This window comes from Celeribacter sp. (assembly GCF_048270365.1).
Lineage (GTDB): Bacteria > Pseudomonadota > Alphaproteobacteria > Rhodobacterales > Rhodobacteraceae > Celeribacter.
In genome coordinates this window covers 49,523-75,300 of sequence record NZ_JBLWTA010000013.1, presented here as the reverse complement: position 1 = coordinate 75,300, position 25,778 = coordinate 49,523, and the positions used below count along the sequence as shown (strand labels likewise).

Sequence of the window (25,778 nt, the reverse complement as noted above, 5' to 3'; positions counted from 1 at the left end):
CTCATGTCATCTGATCGGGTGCTTTAGCTGTCCAGTTCGGCAAAGAACGCAGCCAGCGCGGCCTCCAGTTTCTGCTTTTCCATCTGACCAAAGTCCATGTCAGACCGCAGTTCAAGCCGGCCATCCTGCACCGCACAGCGCACTGTCCCCGCGGGGACAGTCATGCGGAACGTGGTTTTGAGCGTGTTGGCTTGTCCCGCCGGCGCTTTCTTTTCGGCTTTGCGCACCTCGATGAGCAAACCACGCAGCACCTCAATCTCGGCCTCTGCCGTCGTCGCCATCGCCGCCGCGAGCCGCGATTTCGCGCGCGTCACCGCCGCCGCATCATCCGCGAACTTTTTCTCAAGATCGAGACCAAGGGCACGCGGGATCGCTTCCGGAAATTTGAGCGCGCCACCGATATGATCCAAGAGCGTCGCAAAGTGGCGAATGTAGCTGCGCTTTTGCCGGTTCGCCGAGGCGTAGAGAATGGCGACGGCCTCCTCAACGCTCGTGCATTCGGTCTCCGGATCGGCGGCATAGGCCCGTGCAAGCGCCGCCATTTCCGCAAAAGAAATATCGCGGCGCACGAGGTTCTCATCGACCATCCGACGGTAAAGTCCATCGAGGGCCTCGCCGCTCGACATCAGGCCCGCCGGTATTTTTGCGAAACGTTCGTCCCCCGTTTCCGCGAAGAGTTCGCGGTAGGCGGTGAGACGGCGGAAGCCCTGCACAAGTTCGTATCCTTCGCCAACTTGTTCCACGCGGATCGGGTTCGAGAGGCCAAGTTCGCGAATGGAGATTTTCAACTCGTCCAACTCGGGATCGCGCGTGATGCTCCGATCGCGGGTCAGTTTCGACGTGGACACGGCGTCAATCGCGACGAGATCGACGATCAACCCCTGCTTTTTCATCCGCACGAAATCATGGGCGAGGCGGTCGTTTTCTTCGCGGATCGCGGCCTCGGCAGCTTGGCGTTCGCGCAGGGCGGAAGCGTTTTCCTGAATGGCGCTGGCCATCGGACCACGGCGGGCCTCACGCGTGTCCGGTTCCTCTGTCCCCGCGGGGACAGGCGTGGCGGTTTCCTCCTCGACCGGATCGGTCGGGAAGTCGATATCAAAGACGCGGCGTTTCTTGCTCATGTCTCATCCTCCAGATTGCCCCAGGCCTCGAGAAGGTGCCCACGGAATTCTTCATACGCATTGTCGAAAGAGGACCGTGCACGGCGCCAGGTTTCACGCGTCATGTCGCGGTAATCGGTCTCATAGATCGACGACAGAAAGCGACCGGACTGCTCAACGGCACGGGTCATCTCAATCGGGTTCTGGGTGAGCCTATCCCCGAACACCTTTTCAAAAGCCTCCCGCATCGCGCGGTGCAACTCATTGCCGGCTTCGAACCGTGTCAGCAGAAAGCGGATGTCGTGAAACACCTTCGGCAGATTGCTTGTACCCGCGGGGACGACACCGTTGAAGGCGGAGAGATCTTCGAGCGCTTCGGCGAGCTGACCGATGAAAGAAGTGGTGGAGTCATATTCCCAGTAGCCCGGGCCCGAGGGGATATAAAGCACATCAGCGGCAAAGACCGCATTCATCGACTGATAGCCGATCGCGGGCGGACAGTCGAAGATGATCATGTCGTAGGCGTCGGCGGGCAGGGCGTCGAGATAGCGGCTCACGGCGGCAAAGAACGACCACTCCGGATTGAGGTGACGATATTGCGCAGAGGCGAATTCGACAAAGGCCGCATTGGCACAGGACGGGATGATGTCGATGGTCGGCCAATTGGTCGGCTTGATAAAGTCCGCGACGCGCAGGTCCGCGAGACCCATGTCGGTAATCGAAGAGGGCAGGCGGCGTTGGGGCAGGGCGGAACCGCTCTCTGCGCCACGGGTCGCGGCATTCATGCGCTCTGTCTCATTGATCAGGTCGCGCGCCATGATGCCCCAAACGGTGAACTCCTCAGCCACATCCGAAAGCCCCATGGAGTGGGACAGCGTCGCCTGCGGATCGAAGTCGACACAAAGGACACGGTAGCCATCGAGCGCGGCGGCATGAGCGAAGTGAAGCGCCACGGTGGATTTGCCCGCGCCGCCTTTAAAGTTGGCAATCGCCGCGCGGATCGCCCGCTTGCCCGCCGGACGGGTCGGCATGAGGGACTTGCGGCTCACCTTAAGACGGCGGCGCAGCTCGTTGATCTCTTCGAGTGTGTACCAGCGCTGACGCCCGTCCTCTTCGACATAGCCCTGCGGCAGGGACGGGTCGGCAGCCAGACGGCCGCGCATGGTGGATTGGTTGACCTTGAAGATGAGCTCCGCCACCTCCCAGCTCGAAAATCTGCGGAGCGTCTTCTCGCGCTCAGGGGAATAAGTCTGCTGCCGGATAAATCCCTGCATCTTGAGCGACTGGGCCTGTAGTCGCGACAAGTCTTCATGGGTAAACATTGTGCCTCCTGTCCCCGCGGGGACGCTTTCTATTATCTGTTTCGGATTTACGCGGAAAATAGAAAAATTGCAAAACCTAAAAGCGTAAATTAAAGTAAAAGCGTCAAAAGCGCTGAATTGAAGAAAACCCCTGTGTTTTCTACCGCTCCCTAGGTGCTGTCTGATTCGGAACAGAGGCCGTGAGCATGAGCGTCAGGGGCGGAACCTCTCGGGGATAACCCGCTAAATAGGGGGTCAGCTTCGGGTCTTCCGCTATCTATTGGGGGACATTTTGCCCCCAAATAGGGGACAACCAGCGTGTCCCCCTATACCATTAATACCTTTCTTTTTCTTTTTTTGAGGAATTTGGTTGGGATGATGCCAACAGGAGTCGCTTGACAGAATCGACGAACTCAACGCAAATTGTTTCAAGATCATAAAAAACGCCGAGAGCGCGATTGTTCGGAGGGTTTCACCTTTGACGCGGACATCTCGGGAAACATTCTTCGGAATGATTGAGGCAAAGACGTATCCCGACACGAGACACGGATGCGGCGACGGATAAAAGCAGAGAGACCTCTGCGAAGGGCGAGACAGATGTTGTCGATCAAACCGGTGGGTCCGCAGGCCGCCGCAGTCAAATACGATGTGCTCACAGCACTCGGGACCTATGCGCTCTCTCAGCCTAAGGGCAAACAAGTGCTTTGTCTCCGTCTCATGACCCTCATCACAGCACGCTACAATTGGCAGCGCAACGAGCTTGCCATCGGTCAACGTGAAATCGCGCGGATGTGGCGCGTCGAGGAACGGACCGTCAAACGCGAGATGGCCAAGCTCCGCGCCATGGAATGGCTCCTCGTCAAGCGTCAAGGCGCGCGGGGACGGGTGACGCAATATGCGCTGGCTTTTGAAAAGATCCTTGAGGACACGCGGCCGATCTGGGCCGACGTCGGGCCGGATTTCGAACAGAGGATGGAAGGGCGAGGGGACACCCCGCCAGAGACCGATGCGAAAGTCGTGCCGCTTCAACCGCAGGGCAGGGCGGTCGCGGCACCTGAGGTCGATAGCTCAACGGAATGGGGGCTGGCGCGCAGTTTGATCTATGCGGAAGACCCCGCACGCTATGCGAGCTGGATCGCCGCCCTGAGCCGTGGCGAAAGGGTTGGACGCAGGCTCTACCTCACGGCCCCGAGCCGCTTTCATGCGCATTATGTGGCCACCCATCTCAATGCACTCTGCCTAAGCGCGGTCAAACAGGTCGATGGCGATGTGGATGAGGTGATCATCCTCGGGTAAGACCGAGAGGGCCGTAGAGGCTTGCCGCGTCTATTGTTTACGCCACGGATTGCTCGATCGCTTGACAATAGAACGCAACTCACTCAATCAAAGGGTGCATTGGTTCCTGCCGTTTGGCAGGTGAAAAGGGAATGTGACAGGGTCTTTGTCAAAACGAGGACCCAAGCGCAGCCGCCCCCGCGACCGTGACCGGAAAGGGTGCTTTGGGCCACTGGCTTTCGAGCTGGGAAGGTGAAGCAACCGCAGAACGCGACAGAGGCGTTCGAAATCCGCAAGCCGGGAGACCTGCCAATGTTGATGATGACCGGCGAACGGGGTGTTTCGCGACCGGGAGGAGAGGGCCGGTCGTGATCTTGACCTTTGTTCCCTGTCCACTGGCGCGTTTCTCCCAAAGCCACCGGAAGGCCATTGGCGAGAGGAACGGGCAAAATGCCAACGATTTTATCTGTTTGCACCACCTGCAAGCGTGACGATGCCGATCCCACGGACGAGACGCGGCCGGGTACGTATTTGTTGCGGGCTCTACGTGATCATGGCGCCCCGGACGATGTGGTGATCCGCGAAGTCTCCTGTCTCTCCGCCTGTTCAAACGGCTGCGCTGTGGCGCTCAGTGAGCCGGGCAAATGGTCCTATGTCTACGGTCGAATGACCGCCGCCGATGCCCCCGACATTCTGGCCGGCGCCGCCGCCTATGCCGCCACTGAAAACGGCCTTGTCCCGTGGCGCGAGCGCCCTGTGATCTTTCGCAAACAAAGCCTCGCGCGCATCCCCCCTTTCCCGACATTTGAGCAGGAGTAATGTCATGACCAATCCTAATTCCGATTTGGCCAAAATCCCGGTCACCGTGATCACCGGTTTTCTCGGCGCGGGCAAAACCACGCTTGTGCGCCACCTGATGGCCCATGCGGGCGGGCGCAAATTGGCCGTTTTGGTCAATGAATTCGGCACCGTGGGCGTCGATGGCGACATTCTGCGGCAATGTGCTGACGAGAATTGCCCTGATGAGAACATCGTCGAGCTGGCGAATGGCTGCCTGTGCTGCACTGTGGCGGATGATTTCATCCCGACGATCGAGGCGTTGATGGCGCGGCCGCAAAAGCCTGATCACATTCTGATCGAAACCTCCGGGCTTGCGCTGCCCAAACCGCTGCTGAAGGCGTTCGACTGGCCTGCGATCCGCTCGAAAATCACCGTGGACGGGGTGATTGCGCTCGCGGATGCCGAAGCTGTCGCCGCCGGACGGTTTGCGCCCGATGTGGCCGCCGTCGATGCGCAACGTCTGGCCGATGACAGTCTCGATCACGAGACCCCGCTCTCTGAAGTGTTCGAGGATCAGATTTCTTGCGCCGATCTGGTGCTCTTGTCTAAGGCCGATCTGGCAGGGGAGGCGGGTCTTGCGGCGGCGCGCGCGGTGATCGAGGCCGAAGTGCCGCGCAAACTGCCGATCCTGCCGCTGACCGAAGGTGTGATCGACCCGAAAATCGTGCTGGGCCTCAACGCCGCTGCCGAAGACGATCTGGCCGCGCGCCCCTCGCATCATGACGGGGCGGATGACCACGAGCATGACGATTTCGACACGGTGGTGATCGACCTGCCGGAGATCGACGATCCGGCCCCATTGATTGCCGCCATCGAGCGCCTCGCGCGCGAGCAGAACATCCTGCGCGTCAAAGGTCATATCGCCATCACCGGCAAGCCGATGCGCCTTTTGGTTCAGGCGGTGGGCGCGCGGGTGCGCCACCAGTTCGACCGACCCTGGGGCGCCGACCCGCGCCGCTCTGCGCTGGTGGTGATCGGCGAACATGACGACGTGAACGAAGCGGCGATCCGCGCCGAACTGCTTGGGTTTCCCGCCTGATGCACGTTACCTTCCGCGAAAGCCACGGCCTTGAGGAGACCGAGGTGCCGACCGATCTGGGGCAACGCCCTGCCGATCTGGTGGTGCTGTCGTTCTCTGACAGTGATCTGGGGGCTTTCGCGGCGGGCTGGCGGCGGGCAGGGGCCGAGCGCGGCTTGCCAACGCTTCGCCTCGCCAATCTGGTCAATCTGCGCCATCCGGTGTCGGTCGACACCTATGTGGAAAATACGCTCTCGGGGGCCAAAGGCATTCTCGTGCGGCTGATCGGCGGCGAGGCCTATTGGCCCTATGGCCTTGCCAGTCTACAGGACCTCGCCCGACGCAAGGGGATTGCGCTGGCGATCCTGCCCGCCGACGGGCGCGACGATCCGCGGCTCGATGCGCTGTCGACGGTGCCGATCCCGGTTTTGCGACGGCTCAAAACCCTCTGCGATGCGGGCGGTGCGGTCGCGGCACAGACGGCTTTGGCGGAACTTGCAAGGGCCTCGGAGCTTTCAGTCCCGCCCGTGACGGGGGAAACGCAAATTCCCCCCCACGGGTTTTACTGTCCCGACGCGGGTCCGATAGAAACCCTTGGAAACACAGGCCCGCTGGTGCTTGTGAGTTTCTACCGCTCCTATCTGGCCGCCGCCGACACTGCGCCGATTGATGCGTTGATCACCGGCCTGCGCGCGCGGGGATTTGCCGCCTACGGAGTCTTTGCGCAGTCGCTCAAAGCACCGGGATTTGGCGCTTGGCTGAGCCGATCCCTCGGCCCGCGCAGGCCCGCCTTCGTCGTCAATGCCACCGCCTTTTCTGCGCAGAATCCGGAGGGACAAACGCCCTTCGACGGCTTTGAGTGCCCAGTGTTTCAGGTCGCGCTTTCCACCGCGCGGCGCAAAGAATGGGCCGGGGCCGAGCGTGGGTTGTCGCCCGCCGATTTGGCGATGCATGTTGTTTTGCCGGAGGTGGACGGGCGGCTGCACGCGGGCGTCGTGTCGTTCAAAGCGCCAGAGCCGCGCGATCCCGATCTCGAATATTCCCGCTTTGTCCATCGTGCCGATCCAGAGCGGATCGCCGCCGCATTGAACCGGATCGAAAACTGGCATCGGTTGGCCTCGACGGAGGCGCAGCACCGCCAGTTGGCCGTGGTGCTTTCGACCTATCCGGGGCGTCCGTGGCAAATGGCCCATGCGGTCGGTCTCGACGCGTTGGCCTCGACGGAAGCGCTTTTGGAGCAGGTGCAGAGCGAGGGGTATCTGGTCGGTGACGGGCCGGGGCCAGAGGCGCTTTCCACCGCGCGCCTGTCGTGGCCGTTGAGCGCCTATCATGCGGCGTTGGCACAGCTTCCGCAGCAGCTTCAGAAGGATCTGAACGCCACTTGGGGCCTTCCTGAACGCGATCCTGCCGTCAAGGACGATGCTTTCCACTTCGTGGCGATGAAGCGTGGCAATGTCCTCATTGCGCTGCAACCCGAACGCGGCGATCCACGAGATCGCGACGACAGCTATCACGACCTCGACCGCATTCCCCGCCATGCCTATGTCGCCTTTTATCTCTGGCTGCGGGCAGAGGGGCTTCACGCGATGGTGCATATGGGCGCGCATGGCACGCTCGAATGGCTGCCGGGCAAGGCGGTGGCGCTGAGTGCGACCTGCTGGCCCGAGGCGCTGTTGGGGCCTTTGCCGATGATCTATCCCTTTATCGTCAACGACCCCGGCGAAGCGGCACAGGCCAAACGGCGGATCGGGGCCGTGACTTTGGGACACATGCCCCCGCCGATGCGTGCGGCAGAAGTGCCCGCCGGGCTGCGACATCTCGAACAGTTGCTCGATGAATATTCCACCGCAGACGGTCTCGACCCGGCGCGCCGCGATCGCTTGATCGCCGATATTCAGCTTGAGGCACAGGCCAGCGGCGTTTCCGAAGACCTCGGAATCCCGCATGAGGCCAATGCCGCCGAAGTGCTCACCCGGATTGATCGCTTTGTCTGCGACATCAAGGAGAGCCAGTTCGGCGACGGCTTGCATGTCTACGGGCAGGGGGAGTGCGCCGCAGAGGAGCGTGCGGGGATCAGCGCCGCGCTCTCTGGTCGCCGTGTCTCGCCGGGGCCGTCGGGTAGCCCGGCACGCGGGCGGACGGATGTCCTGCCCACCGGACGCAATCTTTTCGCGGTCGATCCACGCGCCGTGCCGACCCGCGTGGCCCATGCGCAGGGTGTGAAACTGGCCGAGGAGCTGTTGCGCAAACATTTGCAGGATCATGGCGACTGGCCCAAGGGGCTGGTCGTCGATCTCTGGGGCTCGGCCACGATGCGCACAGGCGGCGAAGAGTTCGCCATGGCGTTGCATCTGGCGGGGCTGAAACCCGTTTGGGACGAGAATGCGGCCCGCGTGTCCGGCGTTGAGATCGTGCCGCTGGCGCTTTTGGACCGCCCCCGTATCGACGTGACCCTGCGGGTTTCGGGCCTGTTTCGCGATATTTTCCCCGGTCTGGCGCAGCTTTTCGAAACCGGCGCCGATGCTCTGGCGCGGCGGGATGAAGATGTCGCTGACAATCCTTACCTGACGCGGATCGCGCGGGTCTTTGCCCCCAAACCCGGGCACTACGGTCTGGGCATGGGGGGCTCCCTCGATCAATTTACCCCCGAAGCGCGCCAGATGGCGGGAGAGGCGTGGCTGGCCGCGTCTTCTTACACGATTTCGCAAACGGGCGAGATTGCGCCTGATCGCACAGCGCTCGAAACCCGTATGCGGGGCGCGGACAGTTTTGTCCATGCGCAGGACCTGCCGGAAAGCGATGTGCTCATGGCTTCGGATTATGCCGCCCATGAGGCTGGATTTGCCGCCGCTCTGGCACGGCTCGGGGCGCAGAGGCCTGCGCTTTACCACTTGGACGCGACCCAGCCCGACCGCCCCCGCGCGCGCAGCCTGACCGAAGAGATCGCCCGCACGGTGCGCGCCCGCGCCACGGATCCGGCCTGGGCGGCGGGCATGATGCGGCACGGGTTTCGCGGTGGGGCGGAGATCGCGGCCACATTGGATCATCTCGCGGCTTTCGCGCATCTGGCACAGGTCGTGCCCGCGCATTTGTTCGATCTTTATCACGAGGCCACTCTAGGGCGCGCGGAGGTTGTGGCTTTTCTGGATCGCGAAAATCCCGGCGCTTTGCAGGCCATGCGCGAGCTCTTTACGCGGCTGGCGGAGGCCGGACTTTGGCAGACGCGGCGCAATTCCATCGCGACCACGTTGGAGGAGGACAGATGAGTTTCAAGGTGCAGGGCTGGTGCCCCGGCGCATTGCGTCCGATGGCGTCTGGCGACGGCTTGGTGGTGCGGGTGCGCCCGCCGTCCGGGCGTTTGACAGAGAGGCAGGCGAGCGGCATTGCGGAGGTGGCACAGCGCTACGGCAATGGGGTGATCGACCTGTCGGGGCGGGCGAATGTGCAAATCCGGGGCGTGACGCCAGAGACCCATGCCCCTTTGATTTCGACGCTCCGAAAGCACGATCTGATCGACGCTGATGTCGCCGCGGAAACCCGGCGGAACATCATCGTCACGCCCTTTGCCGATGCCAGAACATATCGTTTGGCGGAGGCCTTGCAGCGCGCCTTGGGGGACGCGCCTGAGCTGCCCGGAAAATTCGGGTTCATCCTCGATTGCGGGGCTGCGCCGGTGATGACGGATGTGCAGGCCGACATCCGGTTTGAGCGAGCGGCGGATGGCACGCTGCTTTTGCGTGCGGCGGGCTGTGATCTGGGCGCGCCCGTGACTGAGGCGGCGGCGGCGGAGGCCGCACTGGCTCTGGCGCAGTGGTTCCTTGAGGCGGGCGGCGTCACCGACGGGCGCGGCCGCATGGCGCAGCTGATCGCAACGGGTGCCCGCCCCGAAGGCCAGCTTGCCCCCGCGATTGCACCCGCGTCCGCCCAGTTTCAGGCCCAATCTCAGGCGCAGTCTCAGCCTGTGCCGGGGATCGTGAAACAGGGGGCTTTGGTCGCCTTCGCCTTTGGCCAGATCGACGCGGACACATTGGGGGCGCTTGCCGCGCTTGGGCCCCTGCGGGTGACCCCGTGGCGCATGATCTTGATCGAAGGCCTGCCGTGGATGCCCAATCTGCCGGGGCTGATCTCCGATCCGACCGATCCGCTTTTGCGTGTCCATGCCTGCACCGGCGCGCCCAGCTGTCTTCAGGCGCATGGCCCGACCCGCGATCTGGCCCGCAGTCTCGCGTCCCATCTGCCAGAGGGCAGAACGCTGCATGTTTCGGGCTGTTCTAAGGGCTGTGCCTGGCCTTTGTCTGCCGATCTGACGCTTGTGGCAACGCCTGCGGGACTGTCCGTGATCCGGGACGGGCGAGCCTCGGACACGCCTGAGACAGCCGTGATTTCCCCCTCTGAACCAAGACATATTTCGGAGTTTTTCTAATGCCCTACACCTATGAAATGGATGGCGCGAAGATTTACGAACAATCTTTCGCCACCATCCGCCGGGAGGCCGATTTGGCCCGGTTTACCCCGGAAGAAGAGATCGTCGCCGTGCGGATGATCCACGCCTGCGGCTTGGTGGGGCTGGAGCGGGACATTCGCTTTACCCCCGGCATGGCCGTTGCGGCGCGGGCCGCGTTGGAAGGCGGCGCGCCGATCCTCTGCGACGCGCGGATGGTGTCCGAAGGCATCACGCGGGCGCGCTTGCCGGCGGAAAATGAGGTGATCTGCACCCTGCACGACCCCGTTGTGCCGGGGCTTGCAAAAGAGATGGGCAACACTCGCTCGGCGGCGGCGCTGGAGCTTTGGCGTCCGCATCTCGAAGGCGCGGTGGTGGCGATCGGCAATGCGCCCACCGCGCTGTTTCACCTTTTGAACATGCTCGAAGACCCCGCCTGCCCACGGCCTGCGGCGATCATCGGCTGTCCGGTCGGCTTCATCGGGGCTGCGGAATCGAAAGATGCACTTATCCAAGCCGCCCCCGTGCCCTCGCTGATCGTCGAGGGCCGTCTGGGCGGCTCGGCCATCACCGTGGCGGCGATCAACGCGCTTGCCTCGCGAAAGGAGTAAGCTATGGGACGGATCATCTGTGCAGGGCTAGGCCCCGGCGACCCCGATCTGATGTCGCGCCGTGCCGAACGTGCGGTGCGGAACGCGCGCCATGTGGCCTATTTCCGCAAGAAAGGCCGCAAGGGGCAGGCGCGTCAGATCGTCGAGGGGCTGCTCGCTGAGAGTGCCATTGAGCTGGCGATGGAATATCCGGTCACCACCGAGGTGCCGTTCAACAGCCCCGACTACAACGCGCTTTTGTCCGCGTTTTACGACGATTGGGCGGCGCGTCTGGAGGCGCTGGCGCAGAGCACGGACATTGTCGTGCTCTGCGAAGGCGATCCGTTTTTCTACGGCTCGTTCATGCATCTTTATACGCGGCTGCGCGACCGGGTGGAGATCGAGGTTATTCCCGGCATCACCGGCATGACCGGATGCTGGACCGCGACCGGCACGCCGATCACCTGGGGCGATGACGTGTTGACGGTGTTGATGGGCACGATGGATGAGGAGGATATGGTCGCGCGCATGGCGGCCTCGGACGCGCTGGTGGTTATGAAGACAGGGCGCAATCTGCCAAAGGTCAAATGTGCCTTGGCCCGCGCCGGGCGGCTTGACGCGGCTTGGCTGGTCGAGCGTGGCACGATGGCGGGCGAACGCATCGTGCGGCTGACCGAGACGGAGGTGACGGATTGTCCCTATTTCGCCATCGTTCTGGTGCATGGGCAGGGACGGCGACCCGAGGCCGTGCGCATGGAGGCCGCGCAATGAGCGGCTGGGTGACGGTTGCGGGGCTTGGGCCCGGTGCTGAGGACTTGGTCACGCCGGAGGTGCAGGCCGCGCTTTCGGAGGCCACCGATATCGTGGGTTATATCCCCTACGTCGCCCGCGTCACCCGGCGCGAGGGGCTGACGCTGCACGCCAGCGACAATCGCGTCGAACTTGACCGCGCGTTGCAGGCACTGGAAATGGCCTCCGAAGGGCGGCGTGTGGTGATTGTCTCCTCGGGTGATCCGGGGGTCTTTGCCATGGCCTCTGCGCTCTTTGAGCGGCTGGAGGCCGCGCCGGAGTTTGCCGAGACGGACATTCGCATCCTGCCCGGCATCACCGCCATGCTCGCCGCCGCCGCCCGCGCGGGCGCGCCGCTGGGTCATGATTTTTGTGCGATCAATCTGAGCGACAATCTAAAGCCTTTCGATCTCATCGAACGCCGTTTGCGCCATGCCGCACGGGGCGATTTCGCGATGGCCTTCTACAATCCGCGCTCCAAATCGCGCCCGCATCAATTCGCCCGCGTGCTCGAGATTCTGCGCGAGGAATGCGAGGCCGGGCGGGTGATCCTTTTTGCCCGCGCTGTGTCAACGCCTGAGGAAAACATCACCGTGGTGCCTTTGTCGGAGGCGCGCCCGGAGATGGCCGATATGCGCACGGTGGTTCTGGTCGGCAATGCCAGCACGCGTCGGGTCGGCCGCTGGGTCTACACGCCGCGCGGCACTGTGTTGGCAGGAACCGCGTGATGCTTTTTGAGCCACGTCATCACGCCCTCCACTGTGTCACGAACCTCGCGCGCGGGCAGCACCGGACGATCGACCATGATCACCGGCAGCCCAAGCCTGCGCGCTGCGATCAATTTGGCCTCCGCGCCCGCACCGCCCGCGTTTTTCGCCACGACATGGGTGATCCGATGACGACGCAAAAGCTCCAGATCGCCCGCCGCGTCAAAGGGACCTCGCGCGATAATGACCTCGGCGTCGGGCAGGGGCAGGGCGTCCTCTGGCGCATCCACAAGGCGCAACAGGTAATGGTTCTCAGGCTTCGTCGCAAACCCCGCCAACTGTTGTTTGCCAATCGCCAGAAACACCCGCGTGCCACGGTCTGGCAGGGCCTGACAAGTAGCCTCCATATCGGCGACATGGGTCCAGTGATCGCCCTCTTTTGCCCGCCACGGCGCACGTTCATAGCCCAACACAGGCACCCCGGTTTGTTCGCAAGCAAGGATCGCATTGCGGCTCATGCCCGCGGCGAAGGGATGGGTGGCGTCGATCACATGGCTGATGCGTTCATGTGCGAGATAGGCCGCCAGACCCTCCACGCCGCCAAAGCCACCGATCCGTGTCGGCAAGGGCTGCGCCACCGGATGGGCCGTGCGCCCGGCATAGGAAAACACCGCATCCATCCCGCAGTCCGCGAGGTGTTGCGCCAGTCGGCTGGCCTCGGTGGTGCCGCCCAGCAAAAGGAGACGCGTCATGGCTGATCCGTGGTTGAGCATCGTCGGTCTGGGCGAAGATGGCCTGAATGGCCTGTCGGATGCAAGCCGCGCCGCCTTGGAGGAGGCCGAGGTCATTTTCGGCGGGCCGCGCCATCTGGAACTGGCTGGGGCAGGGGGGCGAGGGCAGGCTTGGCCCGTGCCGTTTGACATCGCCCCGGTGCTGGCCTGTCGCGGGCAAAAGGCGGTGGTTCTGGCCTCTGGCGATCCGTTCTGGTTCGGCGCCGGTGGGTCGCTTGCCGCGCAGCTTTCGCCCGGCGAATGGCGCGCCTTCCCTGTGGCTGGGGTCGTGTCACTTGCCTGCGCCCATCTCGGGTGGCGGATCGAAGAGGTCACGGCGCTGGGGCTTCACGCGGCGGGGTTCGCTGCGCTGCGCCGGGCGTTGCATCCCGGCGCAAAAGTCGTCGCGACGCTCAGGGGTGGGGACACGCCGCGCGCGCTGGCCGACTGGTTGGTGCAAGAGGGCTTTGGTACAGTTCAGATGTATGTGCTCGAACGCATGGGCGGGCCGCATCAGCGGGTGCGGGTCACGCAGGCGGAGCGTTTCGATCTGTCCGCCATTGAGGCCCCCGTGGCGGTCGCGCTCGATGGGGTGGATTTGCCCCGTGACGCAGGTCTGCCGCATGTGCCGGGTCTTTCCGAAGAGCGCTTTTCCCACGACGGCCAGATCACCAAATCCCCGATCCGGGCACTTACGCTGGCCGCACTCGCGCCGCGTCCGGGAGAGCTTTTGTGGGACATCGGTGGCGGGTCCGGTTCGGTCTCGGTCGAGTGGGGGCTGACCGGTGGGCGGGCCATCACCATTGAGCCGCGTCTCGACCGGATCGCCAATATTCAAAGCAATATCGAGAGTTTTGGCCTGACGCGGCACATTCGCGTCCTTGAAGGTCGCGCGCCCGACGTCCTGTCCGATTTGCCTTTGCCCGACGCCGTTTTCATCGGAGGCGGCGGCACAAAGGCGCTCTACGATTGGCTTTGGACGCATCTGTCCGAGGAGACACGGATCGTGGCCAATGGGGTAACGCTTGAGACCGAGGCGCTTTTGGCGGGGCTGCACGCCCGCCATGGCGGATCGCTTATGCGCATCGAGCTGTCGCGTGCCGAAGGGCTTGGCCGGATGCGCGGCTGGTCGGCGGCGCGACCTGTGGTGCAGTGGAGTGTGACACGATGAGGGTCGCGGGCATGGGCTTTCAAAGCACCGCGACGCCTCAGACCTTGCGCACAGCACTTGCCTCAGTCGAGGCGGTCGACCGTGTGGCCACAGCAGCCCCGAAAGCGGCGGCGCTGGCGCAGGCTTTGGGACGCGATGTCGAGAGCGCCGAGGTCGCGGGCATCTCGACGCCGACAATGTCGCAGGCTTCCCTTGCCGCCCATGGCACAGGATCGGTGGCCGAAGCCGCCGCGCTCGTGGTGGCGGGGCGGAACGCGCGACTTTTGAACACACGCAAAATCATCGGCGGCGTGACCATCGCTGTCGCAGAAGGAGACGGAAGATGACGGTTCACTTTATCGGTGCGGGGCCGGGAGCGGCGGATTTGATCACGCTGCGCGGTCGGGACCTGATCGCCGCCTGCCCGGTGTGTCTCTATGCCGGGAGCCTCGTGCCCGAGGCCCTGTTGTCCCATTGCCCGGAAGGTGCGCGGATCGTCAACACGGCGCCCCTGAGCCTTGATGAGATCATCGATGAAATCGCCACGGCCCATAGGGCGGGGCACGACGTGGCCCGGCTACACTCCGGTGACCTGTCGGTTTGGTCGGCGATGGGGGAGCAACTGCGGTGTCTGAGGGCGCTGGACATCCCCTATGACGTCACCCCCGGCGTGCCGAGTTTCGCCGCCGCCGCCGCGACGCTTTGTGCTGAGCTGACCCTCCCCGGTGTCGTGCAATCCGTGGTGCTGACCCGGACCTCGGGGCGAGCGACGGCGATGCCGCCGGGTGAGACGCTTGAGAATTTTGCCAAGACCGGCGCGGTGCTGGCGATTCACCTGTCGGTGCATGTGCTCGACAAGGTGATCGCAGAGCTGACACCGCATTACGGCGCGGACTGTCCGGTCGCGGTGGTCTGGCGCGCGAGCTGGCCCGACGAGCGCGTGGTGCGCGCGACGCTTGGCACCCTGAAAACAGCCATCGGCGCGGAGATGGAGCGCACGGCGCTCATTCTGGTGGGGCGGTCCATCGGGGCCGAAGAGTTTTCCGAAAGTCGGCTTTATGCGGGGGATTACGACCGGCGCTATCGTCCCGTGGGCACCGATCCGCGCTTTCCTGAAACCGCAAAAGGCGGTGACGCATGACGCCCGGTCTGGTGATTGCGGCGGCCTCTTCGGGCACGGGAAAGACCACGCTGATGCTGGGTCTATTGGCGGCGCTGCGGGCGCGTGGTGTTGCGGTGCAACCGCTGAAATGTGGGCCGGATTACATCGATCCGGCGTTTCACGCGGCGGCGGCGGGGCGCAGTTCGGTCAATCTCGATGCCTGGGCGATGACGCCGGCGCAGATCGCTGCGCTCGCCGCGCGAACCACCGATTTCCCCGTCGATCTTATCGTGACCGAGGGCTCGATGGGGCTTTTCGATGGCGTGGCCGTGCCGGGCGAAACCGGGACAGGCGCCAGTGCCGATATTGCCGCGCTGATGGGCTGGCCGGTGATCTTGGTGATCGACGCCTCGGGACAGGCGCAGACGGCGGCGGCGGTGGCCTTGGGCCTCGCGCAGTTTCGCGCGGACGTGACGGTGGCAGGTGTTGTGTTGAACAAAATCGCCTCGCCCCGGCATGAGGCCTTGGTTCGGCGTGGGTTCGAGAGCATTGGACTGCCTGTGTTGGGCGTTCTGCCGCGCGCCGCCGGGATCGAACTGCCGTCTCGGCATCTGGGCCTTGTGCAGGCGGAGGAAACCGGAGAACTGGAGCGATTGCTGTTTCATGCGGGCGAGATCGTGGCCGAGCATTGCGATCTCGACGCGATCATGGGGTGTGCCACGGCGCAAGGGGGGGCGTTTGCCCCCTATAGGCCCGCGCCTCCGCCCGGCCAGCGCATCGCTTTGGCGCGGGATGCGGCGTTTTCCTTTGTCTATCCGCATTTGATGGAAGCTTGGCGTGCCGCCGGGGCCAGCATCTTGCCCTTCTCGCCGCTGGCCGATGAGGCGCCTGATCCAAGCGCGGATGTCTGCTGGTTGCCCGGCGGCTATCCCGAGCTGCATGCCGGGCGGCTTTCCGGCAATCGCACTTTCATCGAGGGGGTGCGGAATTTTGCCCAAACTCGCCCGGTGCATGGCGAATGCGGGGGCTATATGGCGCTTGGCGCCGGGATCGTCGATGCCGAGGGGCAGCGCCACGAAATGCTGGGGCTTTTCGGTCTGGAGACCAGCTTTGCCAAGCGCAAGATGCATCTGGGGTATCGCCGTGCCGATCTGATGTCGCCGATGCCCGGGTTCGCCACAGGCCACGCGCTGCGCGGGCATGAGTTCCACTATGCGAATATTCTGTCGCAACCCGACGCCCCATTGGCGCGCGTCGTTGATCCGAATGGTGCGGAGGTGCCCGAAACGGGGTCTGTCCGCGTGATGCCTGAGGGCGGTCGCGTCACCGGCACGTTTTTCCACCTGATCGCCGAGGCCAGCCAGTGAGGTGAAACGGTTGGCTCACGCGTTTCGCCGCATGAGGTAAATGTCCATCACCCAGCCTAGGTCTGCGCGCAGGGTGGCGCGGGTGGTGACGATTTTCTCGCCCACCTCGCGCAGCGGCCCGGCGACGAGACGTTCCTGAGGCATGGCCACGCAGCCGCCCCACCAGATCTCGATCCCTTCAGGGTCGAGGGTTCGAAAGGCGCAATCGCCGTCGAGCATGACGACAACGGTTTGCGCGCCTTCGGGCCAGCCGTGATCTCGGATTTGCCGCCCGGTGGTGAGGGTGACGGGGTCTCCAACACTGTTCAATGGTATGGCATGGGCGGCGCAGAGCGCCTGAATCGCGGTGATGCCGGGGATGACGCGCGGTGTGATTTGCCGTCGCGTCTTGAGCCGGTCGGCGATGCGCAGGCTGCTGTCATAAAGCATCGGATCGCCCCAGATCAAAAGCGCCACTTTCGCCTCAGGGTCCGGTCCCAGAGCCGCCGCGATCGCGCGCTCCCAGGCTTCGGCAATCGCGTCGTGCCAGTCCGAGACGCGCCGCGCGTAGGGCGCGCCCTCGGCATCGCGGTGCGGCAGATCGAATTCGACCAGACGCGTGGCGGGATTGGTCAGATGCTGTGCCAAAAGCGCGCGGCGCAGCTCGGCAAGCTCGGTCTTTTCCGGGCCCTTCAAAGGGATGAGGATCAGATCGGCGGCATTCATCGCCGCGATGGCCTCATGGGTGATGTGATCGGGATTGCCGGTGCCGATGCCGATCAAGCTCAAGTCGATCATGGTAGGCCTCTCAAAAAAGGGGAGCCGAAGCCCCCCTCGTATTCCGTCTTTTCACGGTTGAGTTCAGGCATAAAGGCGCGGCGTAACAAACCCGCTGCCTTGCAGGGATTTTGCCCGTTTCGCCAGCGCCAGAACGGCCAGATCGAGAAGCGGTTCGATCAGGATCACCGTCATGTAAGCGGCGCCAAAGCTCATCACCTGGCTCACATTGGCCACGCCCTGACCGTAGATCGCCCAGAAAGCCACCCAAAGGACGATCCCGCCCTGATAGGCGGTCGAGAGCGCCAGAGCTTGTGAATATTTCAGATCGACATAGGCGGTGCCGGGCGCGATCACGCGTTTGGCCAGCATCTGAAGCCCGAAGAGCGGCACCAGAAGCGTCGTCACATTCATCCCGTATTGCGGCAGATCGAAGGGCGCGAAGAACAGCCCCTGCGCCAGCAACCCAAGCGCCAGACCGATGGCGGCGGGCGCTGCGCCCAGGATCAGAAACAGCGTTGAGCCGAGGATCAAATGCACCTCGGACACGCCAACCGGATGATGTGGCAGGACCTGAAAGAATGTGAAGACGGCGGCGGTGGCAATGAGCGCCCGCCCGGCCAGAGAGACAAGCCCTTGCTGACGGATCGTCTCAATGGCGGATTTGAGGGTATAGAGCCCTGCGCCTGCCGCAGTGGCATAGCTCAAGACGATTTTGGCACCCGTGACGATGCCCGGTTCAATATGCATATCGCGTACTCCTTGCCGTCACACCCGACGGCGGTTGATGTGGCTGCTGGCCGGTTTCCTGGCTCGCGGGTCAAAGCGCCACTCCCCCTTCCCAGAGATCCCGACGGGGCTCTCCAGTGGTGTGTGGGAGCGCGCTCACCGCATACAGTCGCGGGGGCGGCCGGGGCTTTGGGTGCTGCGTGTCGCGACATCCTTCCCCGTTCCCGATTGAGCCCTCAGCATTGCGCGTCATCAGGCACCAAACAGGGGTTCAGATAAACGCGGGACGGGGAATGAGGTCAAGTGAAGATCGCGTTCCCGGGCGATAGATGTTCGAAATTTTCCCATAAGGTGACCGACGCTAAGGTCCTATGTGCCGACCCCGACGATGGCGACATGGGCCTCAGACGTCTCGGCAAAGCCGCGCGCGGCGCGCCAGGCCCGAAGGCCCGATGCGCAGACAAGGACGACCCTTTGGCCGGGGGCGGGGGTCGGGACCACGTCGGGCGTGTCACGCAGGTCGATCACCAGATCGTCTGGCGTGATCTGTTCCAGCGCCAAAACGGCGGGGCTGGCCCGAGACGGCTCCGGCGCGCTGTCGAACCGAAACCCGTTGACGCGCCAGCCCATCAGATCCACCGACAGAAACTGTCCCAGCGGCGAGGGGTCTTGGCCCAGCAAAACGGCAAGCACCATCTGGGCTTGCAGTGCCGAAATATTGGCGACCACCGGCCCCATGACACCCGTCTCCGAACAGGACCCCATGACGTCCGGCAGGTCGGGAAACACCGCGCGCAGGCTGGGGGCCCCGCCGCAAAAGCCGCCGACATAGCCTTGCCTGCCGGTCACGGAGGCGCTGATCAGCGGTTGTCCGCTTTGGTGGCAATGATCTGAGAGCGCATAGCTTGTGGCGAAACTGTCGGCGGCATCCACGATCAGATCGACATCCCGCGACCAGTGCGGCAGGTTGGCAGGCGTCAACCGGGCGACATGCGCCTCCAGAGTGACATCGGGGTTCAGACCGGTCAGCGTATCTGCGGCGATCTGGGCCTTGGGCTGGCCGAGATCGCTCATCCGGAAAAGCGTCTGACGATGCAGGTTGCTTTCCTCGACCAGATCGGGGTCAAGCAGGCGGATAAAGCCGACGCCCGCGCCCACGAGTTGCGGCAAAAGCGTTGCCCCCAACCCGCCGGCCCCCACGACCAGAACCCGCGCCGCTCCGAGGCGGGCCTGACCTTCGGGGCCAACACCGGCGAGGCATATCTGTCTGGCGTAGCGGCTCATTTGACATACTCCCGCGTGGCTTTGATCCATTCTGCGCAGCGGGCCTCGGGGTTGGTGGCCGTGGCGATGTCGGTCACCACGGCGGCACTGTCTGCGCCCGCCTCAAAGAGGCCGGGCAGGCGCTCTGGCGTCAGGCCTCCGATGCCCACCAGAGGAGTGTCTCCGGCCATCGCTTTCCACGCCCGCACCCGATCCAGCCCCTGCGGCCCCCATTTCATCTGTTTCAAAAGCGTTGGATAGACCGGCCCCAAGGCGACATAGGCCGGATCGAGCGACAGCGCGCGGTCCAACTCTTCCTCGTCATGGGTGGAAAGTCCGAAACGGACCTCGGCACGCCTGAGCGCGGCAAAATCGGCGGTGTCCATGTCCTCTTGGCCGAGGTGCACAAAGCGACATTTCAGTTCGAGCGCGGCCTGCCAATAGTCGTTCACCACAAGTTGGGCGCGATGCACCGCACAAAAATCGCGGGCGCGGCGGATTTGACGGCGGACTTCGTCGTCGGGCTGATCCTTGATCCGAAGTTGCACGAGGCGCACGCCCTGCGGCACGAGCAGTTCCAACTGACTGACATGGCTGACGATGAGATAAAACGGATCAAGCGTCATGCCAAAAGCTCCGCCATGCCGAACACCGGGGTGGAGGCCTCAGCCATATCGCGCCGCGGCATGAGGCCCGCGTCATAGGCCTGTTTCCCGGCGCTTACGGCACGGGAAAATGCCTCTGCCATGGCCACGGGATCGACGGCCTTGGCCACGGCAGTGTTCAAAAGCACCGCATCGAAGCCCATCTCCATCGCCTTTGCGGCCTGTGATGGCGCGCCGATCCCGGCGTCGATCACCAGAGGCACATCGCGAAAATGCGCGCGCATGGTCCGTAAGCCTTCGATGTTGCGCAGCCCTTGGCCGGACCCGATCGGCGCGCCCCACGGCATCAACACGCGGCACCCGGCCTCAATCAGTTTTTCGCCGAGGATCAGGTCTTCGGTCGTATAGGGAAAGACCTCGAACCCGTCGGCGCAGAGGATGCGCGCGGCTTCGACCAAGGCGAAGGGATCGGGTTGTAGCGTGTCGGCATGGCCGATCACTTCGAGTTTGATCCAATTGGTGCCAAAGACTTCGCGCGCCATCTGCGCCGTGGTGACCGCTTCGCGGGCACTGTGACAGCCTGCCGTGTTGGGCAGGATGCGACATCCGCTGTCTTTGAGAATGTCACGAAACCCCGCGCCGCCTGCGCCCTCGCGACGAAGCGAGACGGTGATCACCTCCGTGCCAGAGGTCGCGATGGCCGCCCGCAAGATGTCGGGGGAGGGGTATTGCGCCGTGCCGAGCAGCAGGCGGTTTTTCAACTCGGTGCCGTAGAACATGTCAGCCCCCTTGCATCGGCGAAAGAAGCTCGATCTTCATGCCCGCCGTCAGGTTGATCCCCTCGCGCGCGTCGCGCGGCACGAATTGCCCGTCAACGGCAGAGGCGACAGAGCGCGCCTCATAGTTTTGCTCCGTGATCAGCGCGGCCAGCGTGGGGACTGAGGTTTCGACAGACTGTCCGTTCAATTCAATGCGCATCGGCGCTCTCCTGTGTCAAAAGCCCGGCCAGCTCCATGCCCAGAACGGGGGCCATCAGAAAGCCGTGGCGATACATGCCGTTGATGTGAAACCCCGTTTCCTTGCGGCGCAGGGCCGGGATATTGTCGGGAAAAGACGGGCGCAGGTCGGCGCCGGTCATGATGATTTCGGCCTCGGCAAAGGCGGGATGAAGGCTATAGGCCGCTGAGAGCAATTCCATCGCCGCGCGCGCCGTGATCGGGCCGGAGCGAGAAGATTCGACCATGGTCGCCCCGATCATGAACCGCCCCTCGCCGCGCGGCACGATGTAACAGGGAAACCGAGGATGCAGCAGGCGCACGGGCCGCGAGAGCATGACCTCGGGCGTGTAAACCTCAAGCATCTCGCCCCGCACACCGCGCAGATCGGGGAGCATCTCGGTGGCGGACATGCCGCGACAGTCCACGATCCGCCCCTGTGGTGCGCCGTCGCGAAACACGACGCCCTGCGCGAAAAGCCTGCGCTTGAGCGCAGTGAGCGCTGCGGTTGGATCGAGATGGGCTTCGCTTTCGAAATAGAGGCCACGGGCAAAGCGATCCTCGAGATCGGGTTCCAACGCATTGGGCGTGACCCAGCGATGCGCGCGCGTGGCACGGGCGAAGCGGTCGAGTTCCTGCGCGTCGCGGGGCGGGGCCACGACCAGCGTGCCGTGTCGGGTCACATCCACATGAGCGGCCCACCAGTCAATCGCGACCTGTCCACGCGTGACGATGAGGTCGGGGGCGCTTTCACCCTCGCAAAACGGCGCAAGCATCCCGCCCGCCAAACGGGAGGCGGGCGCGGGGGCGGTGTCGGGGCATATCACCTCGACCTCGACCTCCGCGTCCATGAGGGCGGTGGCGGCGCAAAGCCCCGCCACGCCTGATCCAAGGATCGAGATCATTCGGCCGGTTCCGCAGCAGGAATGTAGAGTTCCCCGCCCTCGCGGAATTTTTCCGCCATAGAGGCCATGCCTTCCTGTTTGGCCGCTTCGGCACGGATGTCGTGAGAAATCCGCATCGAACAAAACTTCGGTCCGCACATGGAACAGAAATGCGCCACCTTATGCGCCTCTTTCGGCATGGTTTCGTCGTGCATTTCGCGCGCCGTGTCCGGGTCGAGGCCGAGGTTGAACTGATCCTCCCAGCGGAATTCAAACCGCGCGCGTGACAATGCATCGTCGCGCAGTTGCGCCCCTGGATGCCCTTTGGCGAGATCGGCGGCATGGGCGGCGAGTTTATAGGTGATCACCCCGGTTTTCACGTCGTCGCGGTCGGGCAGGCCAAGGTGCTCCTTCGGCGTCACGTAGCAGAGCATCGCGGTGCCGAACCAGCCGATCATCGCCGCGCCGATGGCGGAGGTGATGTGATCATAGCCCGGCGCGATGTCGGTCGTGAGCGGCCCGAGCGTGTAGAACGGCGCCTCGTGGCAATGCTTGAGCTGCTCGTCCATATTCTCCTTGATCTTGTGCATCGGCACGTGACCGGGGCCTTCGATCATGACTTGGCAATCCTTGGCCCAGGCGATTTTGGTCAGCTCACCCAGCGTGCGCAGCTCGGCAAATTGCGCCTCGTCATTGGCGTCGGCAATCGAGCCGGGGCGCAGCCCGTCGCCCAAGGAAAACGACACGTCATAACGGCGGCAGATGTCGCAAATCTCGTCGAAATGCTCGTAGAGAAAGCTCTCACGGTGATGGTGCAGGCACCATTTCGCCATGATCGAGCCGCCGCGCGAGACGATGCCGGTGACGCGTTTGGCGGTCATCGGGATCATGTGGAGGCGCACGCCCGCATGGATGGTGAAATAGTCGACGCCTTGCTCCGCCTGCTCAATCAGCGTGTCGCGAAAGACCTCCCATGTGAGGTCTTCTGCGATGCCGTTCACCTTTTCCAGCGCCTGATAGAGCGGCACGGTCCCGATCGGCACAGGCGCGTTGCGGATGATCCAGTCGCGGATGTTGTGGATGTTCCGTCCCGTTGAAAGATCCATCACCGTGTCGCCGCCCCAACGGATCGCCCAGACCATTTTCTCGACCTCTTCCTCCATCGAGGAGGTGACAGCGGAGTTGCCGATATTGGCGTTGATCTTCACTTTGAAATTGCGCCCGATGATCATCGGCTCCAATTCGCGGTGGTTGATGTTGGCGGGAATAATAGCCCGGCCTTCGGCGATCTCCTGACGCACGAATTCCGGCGTGACCAACTCGGGAAGGGTGGCCCCGAAGCCCTCGCCATCGGTCTTCGCGCCCGACAGACGGCCTTCGTTCTCGCGGATGGCGACGAATTCCATCTCCGGCGTGATGATCCCGGCCTTGGCATAGGCCAGCTGGGTCACGGCACGGTCTCCCACGGCACGCAAGGGCGCGCGTTGATGCGGGAAGGCGGGCGTCAGGCGCTCGCCGGTGGCAAATCCATTGTCCGCCTCGGTCACCGCGCGGCCCTCGTATTCTTCGACATCACCACGCTGATGTTGCCAGCCGCCGCGCACATCGGGCAGGCCTTGGGCAATGTCGATCTGGGCCGCCGGATCGGTGTAGGGGCCGGAGCTGTCATAGACCCGGAGCGGCGCCTCGCCCGTCACCGCGATTTCACGCAGCGGCACGTGCAGCTCATGCAGATCGCCATGCACATAGATTTTCTGCGACGCAGGCAAAGCACCGGTGGTGATGGTGGGAATAGTGTCTTTCATTTCGGTCTCCTCATATGTGAGACCCAAGTGAAACGGGTAGCAGACATGGACCGCCGCCCCTGCGTTCAAACGCAAATGGGCCATGCGGCCCGAAAGGACCGCCCTCGTGTAAGAGATTGCGGAGATGCCCTTCGGTCTTCCTACGCCAGTGTCAACTGGGTCAGGTTCTAAGGGTCGCGTCACCGGGGTCTCCCCCTGTCTGCCTCTCAGTCCCCTAGGCGGGACTCCCCTGACGTGTCGTCATAGTCTCGTTGTGACGCGGGGCTGTCAACGCGAAAAACAAATTTCGTGATGCCCCGCGACGGGGTGGGAAAGGGCGCGCCAGAAAGGGTCTTTGGCGCATCCTCGGTGCGTAAGGGAGGCTTAGGCCTCCTGTGCTCGGGACGGCTTTCATATAAGAAAGCGCGGGACCCATCGGCGGTGTCAGGAAGGATGTCTGCAAGTTCACGGCCAAAAGGATCGCAAACCAATAGGCCACATCCGCAGAGGCAGCGTGATCGCCGAAGTCGAGCGACAAGATGATCGGTGCCACCACGGGCAGGACGATCAATGTCACCTCGATCCACTCGAACAGGAACCCGAGGATCATCACGACGATCAGGATGTGCCAGGCCCCATAGCCGGACTCGCGAATGAAATCGGTGATCAGATGCTCGCCGCCCAAAAGTCGGAAGGTCAGCGAAAAGACCATGGCGCAGACGACGGTCATGAAAATCATTCCGACCGTTTGCATCGAATCCGACAGGGTCTTGCGCAGTGATGTCCACCAGCCGGTATTTTCTTCGGCAAAGCGTTTCACGAAGTTGCCTTGCGATTTGGTGGCCACGGCATCCGGGATCGCAAATTGGGTTCGTGCGAGCAACGCGTAGATGAACGGACGCACAACAAAGGCGAGGAAAATCGCGCCAATCGCACCAACGCCCGCGGATTCCGTCGGCGTCGCCCAGCCAAAGATGATCGAGCCGAGCACAAAGAAAATCAGCAGGAAGGCAGGGACAAGACCGATCACCAAGGTGACGATCAATTGCAGAAACGACACCGATCCGGTGTTTTTCTGACGGGGGGCAAGCTTGGGTCTCAGGGTCGAGATCACAAGGATATAGACCAGATAAAGCCCACCGAGCATCATGCCCGGAACGAAGGCTGCCATGAACATCGTGCCAACAGACTTCGACAAAAGATCCGCGATGACCACGAGCATGATCGACGGCGGGATCAGAATGCCCAGCGTCCCGGAGGCCGCAATCGTTCCGGTGGCAAGCGTCTTGGAGTAGTTTTGCTCCAACATCAGAGGCAGGGCCATCATGCTCATCATCACGACAGAGGCACCGACAATCCCGGTCGCAGCCGCAAGGATGATGCCCAAAAGCGTCACAGCCAAGGTCAGCCCGCCCGGCACACGGCCCAACATGGTCTGAAGCGAGTGAAGCATATCTTTGGCCACGCCGGAGCGCTCCAGCATGACCCCCATAAAGACGAACAGCGGGATCGTGGTCAGCACGAGGTTCTCAGCCGCGCCAGCCCAGATGCGGGTGGCAATGGTGTAAAGCTGGATCGGGATCAGCTCGCCGGTCAACAGGCCGATTGTCGCAAAGCCGACGCCAACGCCGCCCATGACAAAGGCGACCGGGTAGCCGGTGAACAACAGCACTGCCATGGCCGCAAACATCATCAGCGGCAGATATTCGATAAAAAACTCCATCAACGTGTCTCCATCACGGCGGCATCGGTGGTGTGCGGCATATGCGAGGTCGGGGGCGGCGGCAGTAGGTCAGGCCGTCTGAGCGTGATCAGCGCAAGACTGATCCGACTGATCCCGGCCAATGTCACGAGATAGATGCCAAGCGGCAGCATGGCCTTGATCGCAAAGCGAAAAGGCAGCCCATCCACAGATTGTGACACTTCACCACGAATATAGGAGGTCCAAGCCAGCTGGGTCGCGAAATAGCCCGCGAAGCCACAAAACGGCAGCAACAGGAAAAGCCCGCCCAAAAGTTCGATCCACGCCTTTTTGCGTGGGGACAGCGTCGCGTGGATCAGGTCGATCCGCACATGGCTGTCCTTGATATAGGCAAGACCCAGGCTGAGCATGATCAGAATGGTGTGAAAATGCCACTCGGCCTCTTGCAGCCGGGTCGATCCGAGATTGGCAAAGCGCCGGGTCACAACGTTGAACATGACGGTAATCATCAGGCCCAAAAGGGCAAAAGACCCTATCTTTCCAAGGGCGACAAGCAGCGCGTCGATGGCGCGGCTGATCTTGAGAAGCGATCGCATGGTGTCCTCCGAAA

General features: G+C 63.2%; 25 protein-coding genes and 3 riboswitches. Of the genes, 12 read left to right on the top strand and 13 right to left on the bottom strand.

The genetic code is table 11. The features are described from left to right. Positions 1-23 precede the first annotated feature (23 nt). Together ACN0X0_RS16870 and ACN0X0_RS16865 are read right to left on the bottom strand one after the other, a co-directional pair. The gene (locus ACN0X0_RS16870) at positions 24-1,121 is read right to left on the bottom strand and encodes a ParB N-terminal domain-containing protein (RefSeq protein ID WP_417280102.1); all 1,098 of its coding nucleotides are present in this window, start codon (positions 1,119-1,121) and stop codon (positions 24-26) included. Then, positions 1,118-2,422, bottom strand: coding sequence for an AAA family ATPase (locus tag ACN0X0_RS16865; protein ID WP_226553918.1), 1,305 nt, complete (start codon positions 2,420-2,422; stop codon positions 1,118-1,120). Before ACN0X0_RS16865 ends, ACN0X0_RS16870 begins: the two co-directional genes overlap by 4 nt. 576 nt (positions 2,423-2,998) lie before the next feature. On the opposite strand from ACN0X0_RS16865, the gene ACN0X0_RS16860 reads away from it, so the two are divergent. From ACN0X0_RS16860 to cobJ, 8 genes are all read left to right on the top strand, one after another. Beyond that, positions 2,999-3,697 (top strand): hypothetical protein, encoded by a 699-nt coding sequence (locus tag ACN0X0_RS16860; protein WP_226553917.1) that lies wholly within the window; start codon positions 2,999-3,001, stop codon positions 3,695-3,697. A gap of 83 nt (positions 3,698-3,780) precedes the next feature. Next, positions 3,781-4,005, top strand: a riboswitch (cobalamin riboswitch). Between the two features lie 121 nt (positions 4,006-4,126). Beyond that, on the top strand, positions 4,127-4,495 hold the full coding sequence (locus tag ACN0X0_RS16855) for a DUF1636 family protein (protein ID WP_417280101.1): 369 nt from the start codon (positions 4,127-4,129) through the stop codon (positions 4,493-4,495). Between the two features lie 4 nt (positions 4,496-4,499). After that, a complete protein-coding gene (cobW, locus tag ACN0X0_RS16850) occupies positions 4,500-5,555 on the top strand; it encodes a cobalamin biosynthesis protein CobW (protein ID WP_417280100.1) in 1,056 nt (351 codons plus the stop codon). Next, positions 5,555-8,800 carry a cobaltochelatase subunit CobN gene (gene cobN / locus ACN0X0_RS16845; RefSeq protein WP_417280099.1) on the top strand — a complete coding sequence of 1,082 codons (3,246 nt, stop codon included), beginning with the start codon at positions 5,555-5,557 and terminating at the stop codon, positions 8,798-8,800. The genes cobW and cobN overlap by 1 nt, the downstream gene beginning before the upstream one ends. Next, positions 8,797-9,957, top strand: a complete 1,161-nt coding sequence (gene cobG, locus ACN0X0_RS16840) for a precorrin-3B synthase (RefSeq protein ID WP_417280098.1) — start codon at positions 8,797-8,799, stop codon at positions 9,955-9,957. The genes cobN and cobG overlap by 4 nt, the downstream gene beginning before the upstream one ends. Then, positions 9,957-10,586 (top strand): precorrin-8X methylmutase, encoded by a 630-nt coding sequence (locus tag ACN0X0_RS16835; protein WP_417280097.1) that lies wholly within the window; start codon positions 9,957-9,959, stop codon positions 10,584-10,586. Before cobG ends, ACN0X0_RS16835 begins: the two co-directional genes overlap by 1 nt. 3 nt (positions 10,587-10,589) lie before the next feature. Further along, entirely contained in the window at positions 10,590-11,336 is a 747-nt protein-coding gene (locus ACN0X0_RS16830; protein ID WP_417280096.1) for a precorrin-2 C(20)-methyltransferase, read from the top strand. Beyond that, the gene (cobJ, locus tag ACN0X0_RS16825) at positions 11,333-12,082 is read left to right on the top strand and encodes a precorrin-3B C(17)-methyltransferase (RefSeq protein ID WP_417280095.1); all 750 of its coding nucleotides are present in this window, start codon (positions 11,333-11,335) and stop codon (positions 12,080-12,082) included. Before ACN0X0_RS16830 ends, cobJ begins: the two co-directional genes overlap by 4 nt. Here cobJ and ACN0X0_RS16820 read toward each other — a convergent pair. Then, entirely contained in the window at positions 12,043-12,813 is a 771-nt protein-coding gene (locus ACN0X0_RS16820; protein WP_417280094.1) for a cobalt-precorrin-6A reductase, read from the bottom strand. The genes cobJ and ACN0X0_RS16820 overlap by 40 nt on opposite strands. On the opposite strand from ACN0X0_RS16820, the gene cbiE reads away from it, so the two are divergent. From cbiE to ACN0X0_RS16800, 4 genes are read left to right on the top strand one after another with little or no spacing between them, the layout of a single operon-like run. Further along, complete coding sequence (gene cbiE / locus ACN0X0_RS16815) at positions 12,812-14,002, top strand: precorrin-6y C5,15-methyltransferase (decarboxylating) subunit CbiE (RefSeq protein ID WP_417280093.1); 1,191 nt, start codon at positions 12,812-12,814, stop codon at positions 14,000-14,002. The two genes, ACN0X0_RS16820 and cbiE, sit on opposite strands and share 2 nt — an antisense overlap. After that, positions 13,999-14,328 carry a cobalamin biosynthesis protein gene (locus ACN0X0_RS16810; protein ID WP_417280092.1) on the top strand — a complete coding sequence of 110 codons (330 nt, stop codon included), beginning with the start codon at positions 13,999-14,001 and terminating at the stop codon, positions 14,326-14,328. The genes cbiE and ACN0X0_RS16810 overlap by 4 nt, the downstream gene beginning before the upstream one ends. After that, on the top strand, positions 14,325-15,122 hold the full coding sequence (gene cobM, locus ACN0X0_RS16805; RefSeq protein ID WP_417280091.1) for a precorrin-4 C(11)-methyltransferase: 798 nt from the start codon (positions 14,325-14,327) through the stop codon (positions 15,120-15,122). The genes ACN0X0_RS16810 and cobM overlap by 4 nt, the downstream gene beginning before the upstream one ends. Further along, positions 15,119-16,450: a cobyrinate a,c-diamide synthase gene (locus ACN0X0_RS16800; RefSeq protein WP_417280090.1), complete on the top strand. Its 1,332-nt coding sequence runs from the start codon at positions 15,119-15,121 to the stop codon at positions 16,448-16,450. Before cobM ends, ACN0X0_RS16800 begins: the two co-directional genes overlap by 4 nt. Positions 16,451-16,465: 15 nt before the next feature. On the opposite strand, the gene cobF is transcribed toward ACN0X0_RS16800, so the two are convergent. The 10 genes from cobF to ACN0X0_RS16750 form a co-directional block, all read right to left on the bottom strand. Then, positions 16,466-17,227, bottom strand: coding sequence for a precorrin-6A synthase (deacetylating) (cobF, locus tag ACN0X0_RS16795; protein WP_417280089.1), 762 nt, complete (start codon positions 17,225-17,227; stop codon positions 16,466-16,468). A gap of 63 nt (positions 17,228-17,290) precedes the next feature. Next, positions 17,291-17,956, bottom strand: coding sequence for an energy-coupling factor ABC transporter permease (locus ACN0X0_RS16790; RefSeq protein ID WP_417280088.1), 666 nt, complete (start codon positions 17,954-17,956; stop codon positions 17,291-17,293). A gap of 30 nt (positions 17,957-17,986) precedes the next feature. Beyond that, positions 17,987-18,214, bottom strand: a riboswitch (cobalamin riboswitch). Positions 18,215-18,304: 90 nt separating this feature from the next. Beyond that, positions 18,305-19,219: a ThiF family adenylyltransferase gene (locus ACN0X0_RS16785; RefSeq protein ID WP_417280087.1), complete on the bottom strand. Its 915-nt coding sequence runs from the start codon at positions 19,217-19,219 to the stop codon at positions 18,305-18,307. Next, positions 19,216-19,824: a thiamine phosphate synthase gene (locus tag ACN0X0_RS16780; protein ID WP_417280086.1), complete on the bottom strand. Its 609-nt coding sequence runs from the start codon at positions 19,822-19,824 to the stop codon at positions 19,216-19,218. The genes ACN0X0_RS16785 and ACN0X0_RS16780 overlap by 4 nt, the downstream gene beginning before the upstream one ends. Further along, entirely contained in the window at positions 19,821-20,582 is a 762-nt protein-coding gene (locus ACN0X0_RS16775) for a thiazole synthase (protein ID WP_417280085.1), read from the bottom strand. The genes ACN0X0_RS16780 and ACN0X0_RS16775 overlap by 4 nt, the downstream gene beginning before the upstream one ends. A 1-nt stretch (position 20,583) precedes the next feature. Next, entirely contained in the window at positions 20,584-20,781 is a 198-nt protein-coding gene (gene thiS, locus ACN0X0_RS16770; RefSeq protein ID WP_417280084.1) for a sulfur carrier protein ThiS, read from the bottom strand. Continuing rightward, a complete protein-coding gene (locus tag ACN0X0_RS16765) occupies positions 20,771-21,703 on the bottom strand; it encodes an FAD-dependent oxidoreductase (protein ID WP_417280083.1) in 933 nt (310 codons plus the stop codon). The genes thiS and ACN0X0_RS16765 overlap by 11 nt, the downstream gene beginning before the upstream one ends. Further along, the gene (thiC, locus tag ACN0X0_RS16760; protein WP_417280082.1) at positions 21,700-23,487 is read right to left on the bottom strand and encodes a phosphomethylpyrimidine synthase ThiC; all 1,788 of its coding nucleotides are present in this window, start codon (positions 23,485-23,487) and stop codon (positions 21,700-21,702) included. The genes ACN0X0_RS16765 and thiC overlap by 4 nt, the downstream gene beginning before the upstream one ends. A 120-nt stretch (positions 23,488-23,607) precedes the next feature. Continuing rightward, a riboswitch (TPP riboswitch) is annotated at positions 23,608-23,728 on the bottom strand. Continuing rightward, positions 23,702-25,189 carry a TRAP transporter large permease gene (locus ACN0X0_RS16755; protein WP_417280081.1) on the bottom strand — a complete coding sequence of 496 codons (1,488 nt, stop codon included), beginning with the start codon at positions 25,187-25,189 and terminating at the stop codon, positions 23,702-23,704. Its footprint overlaps the riboswitch before it by 27 nt. Then, on the bottom strand, positions 25,189-25,764 hold the full coding sequence (locus tag ACN0X0_RS16750; protein ID WP_417280080.1) for a TRAP transporter small permease subunit: 576 nt from the start codon (positions 25,762-25,764) through the stop codon (positions 25,189-25,191). Before ACN0X0_RS16750 ends, ACN0X0_RS16755 begins: the two co-directional genes overlap by 1 nt. Between the last annotated feature and the right edge of the window lie 14 nt (positions 25,765-25,778).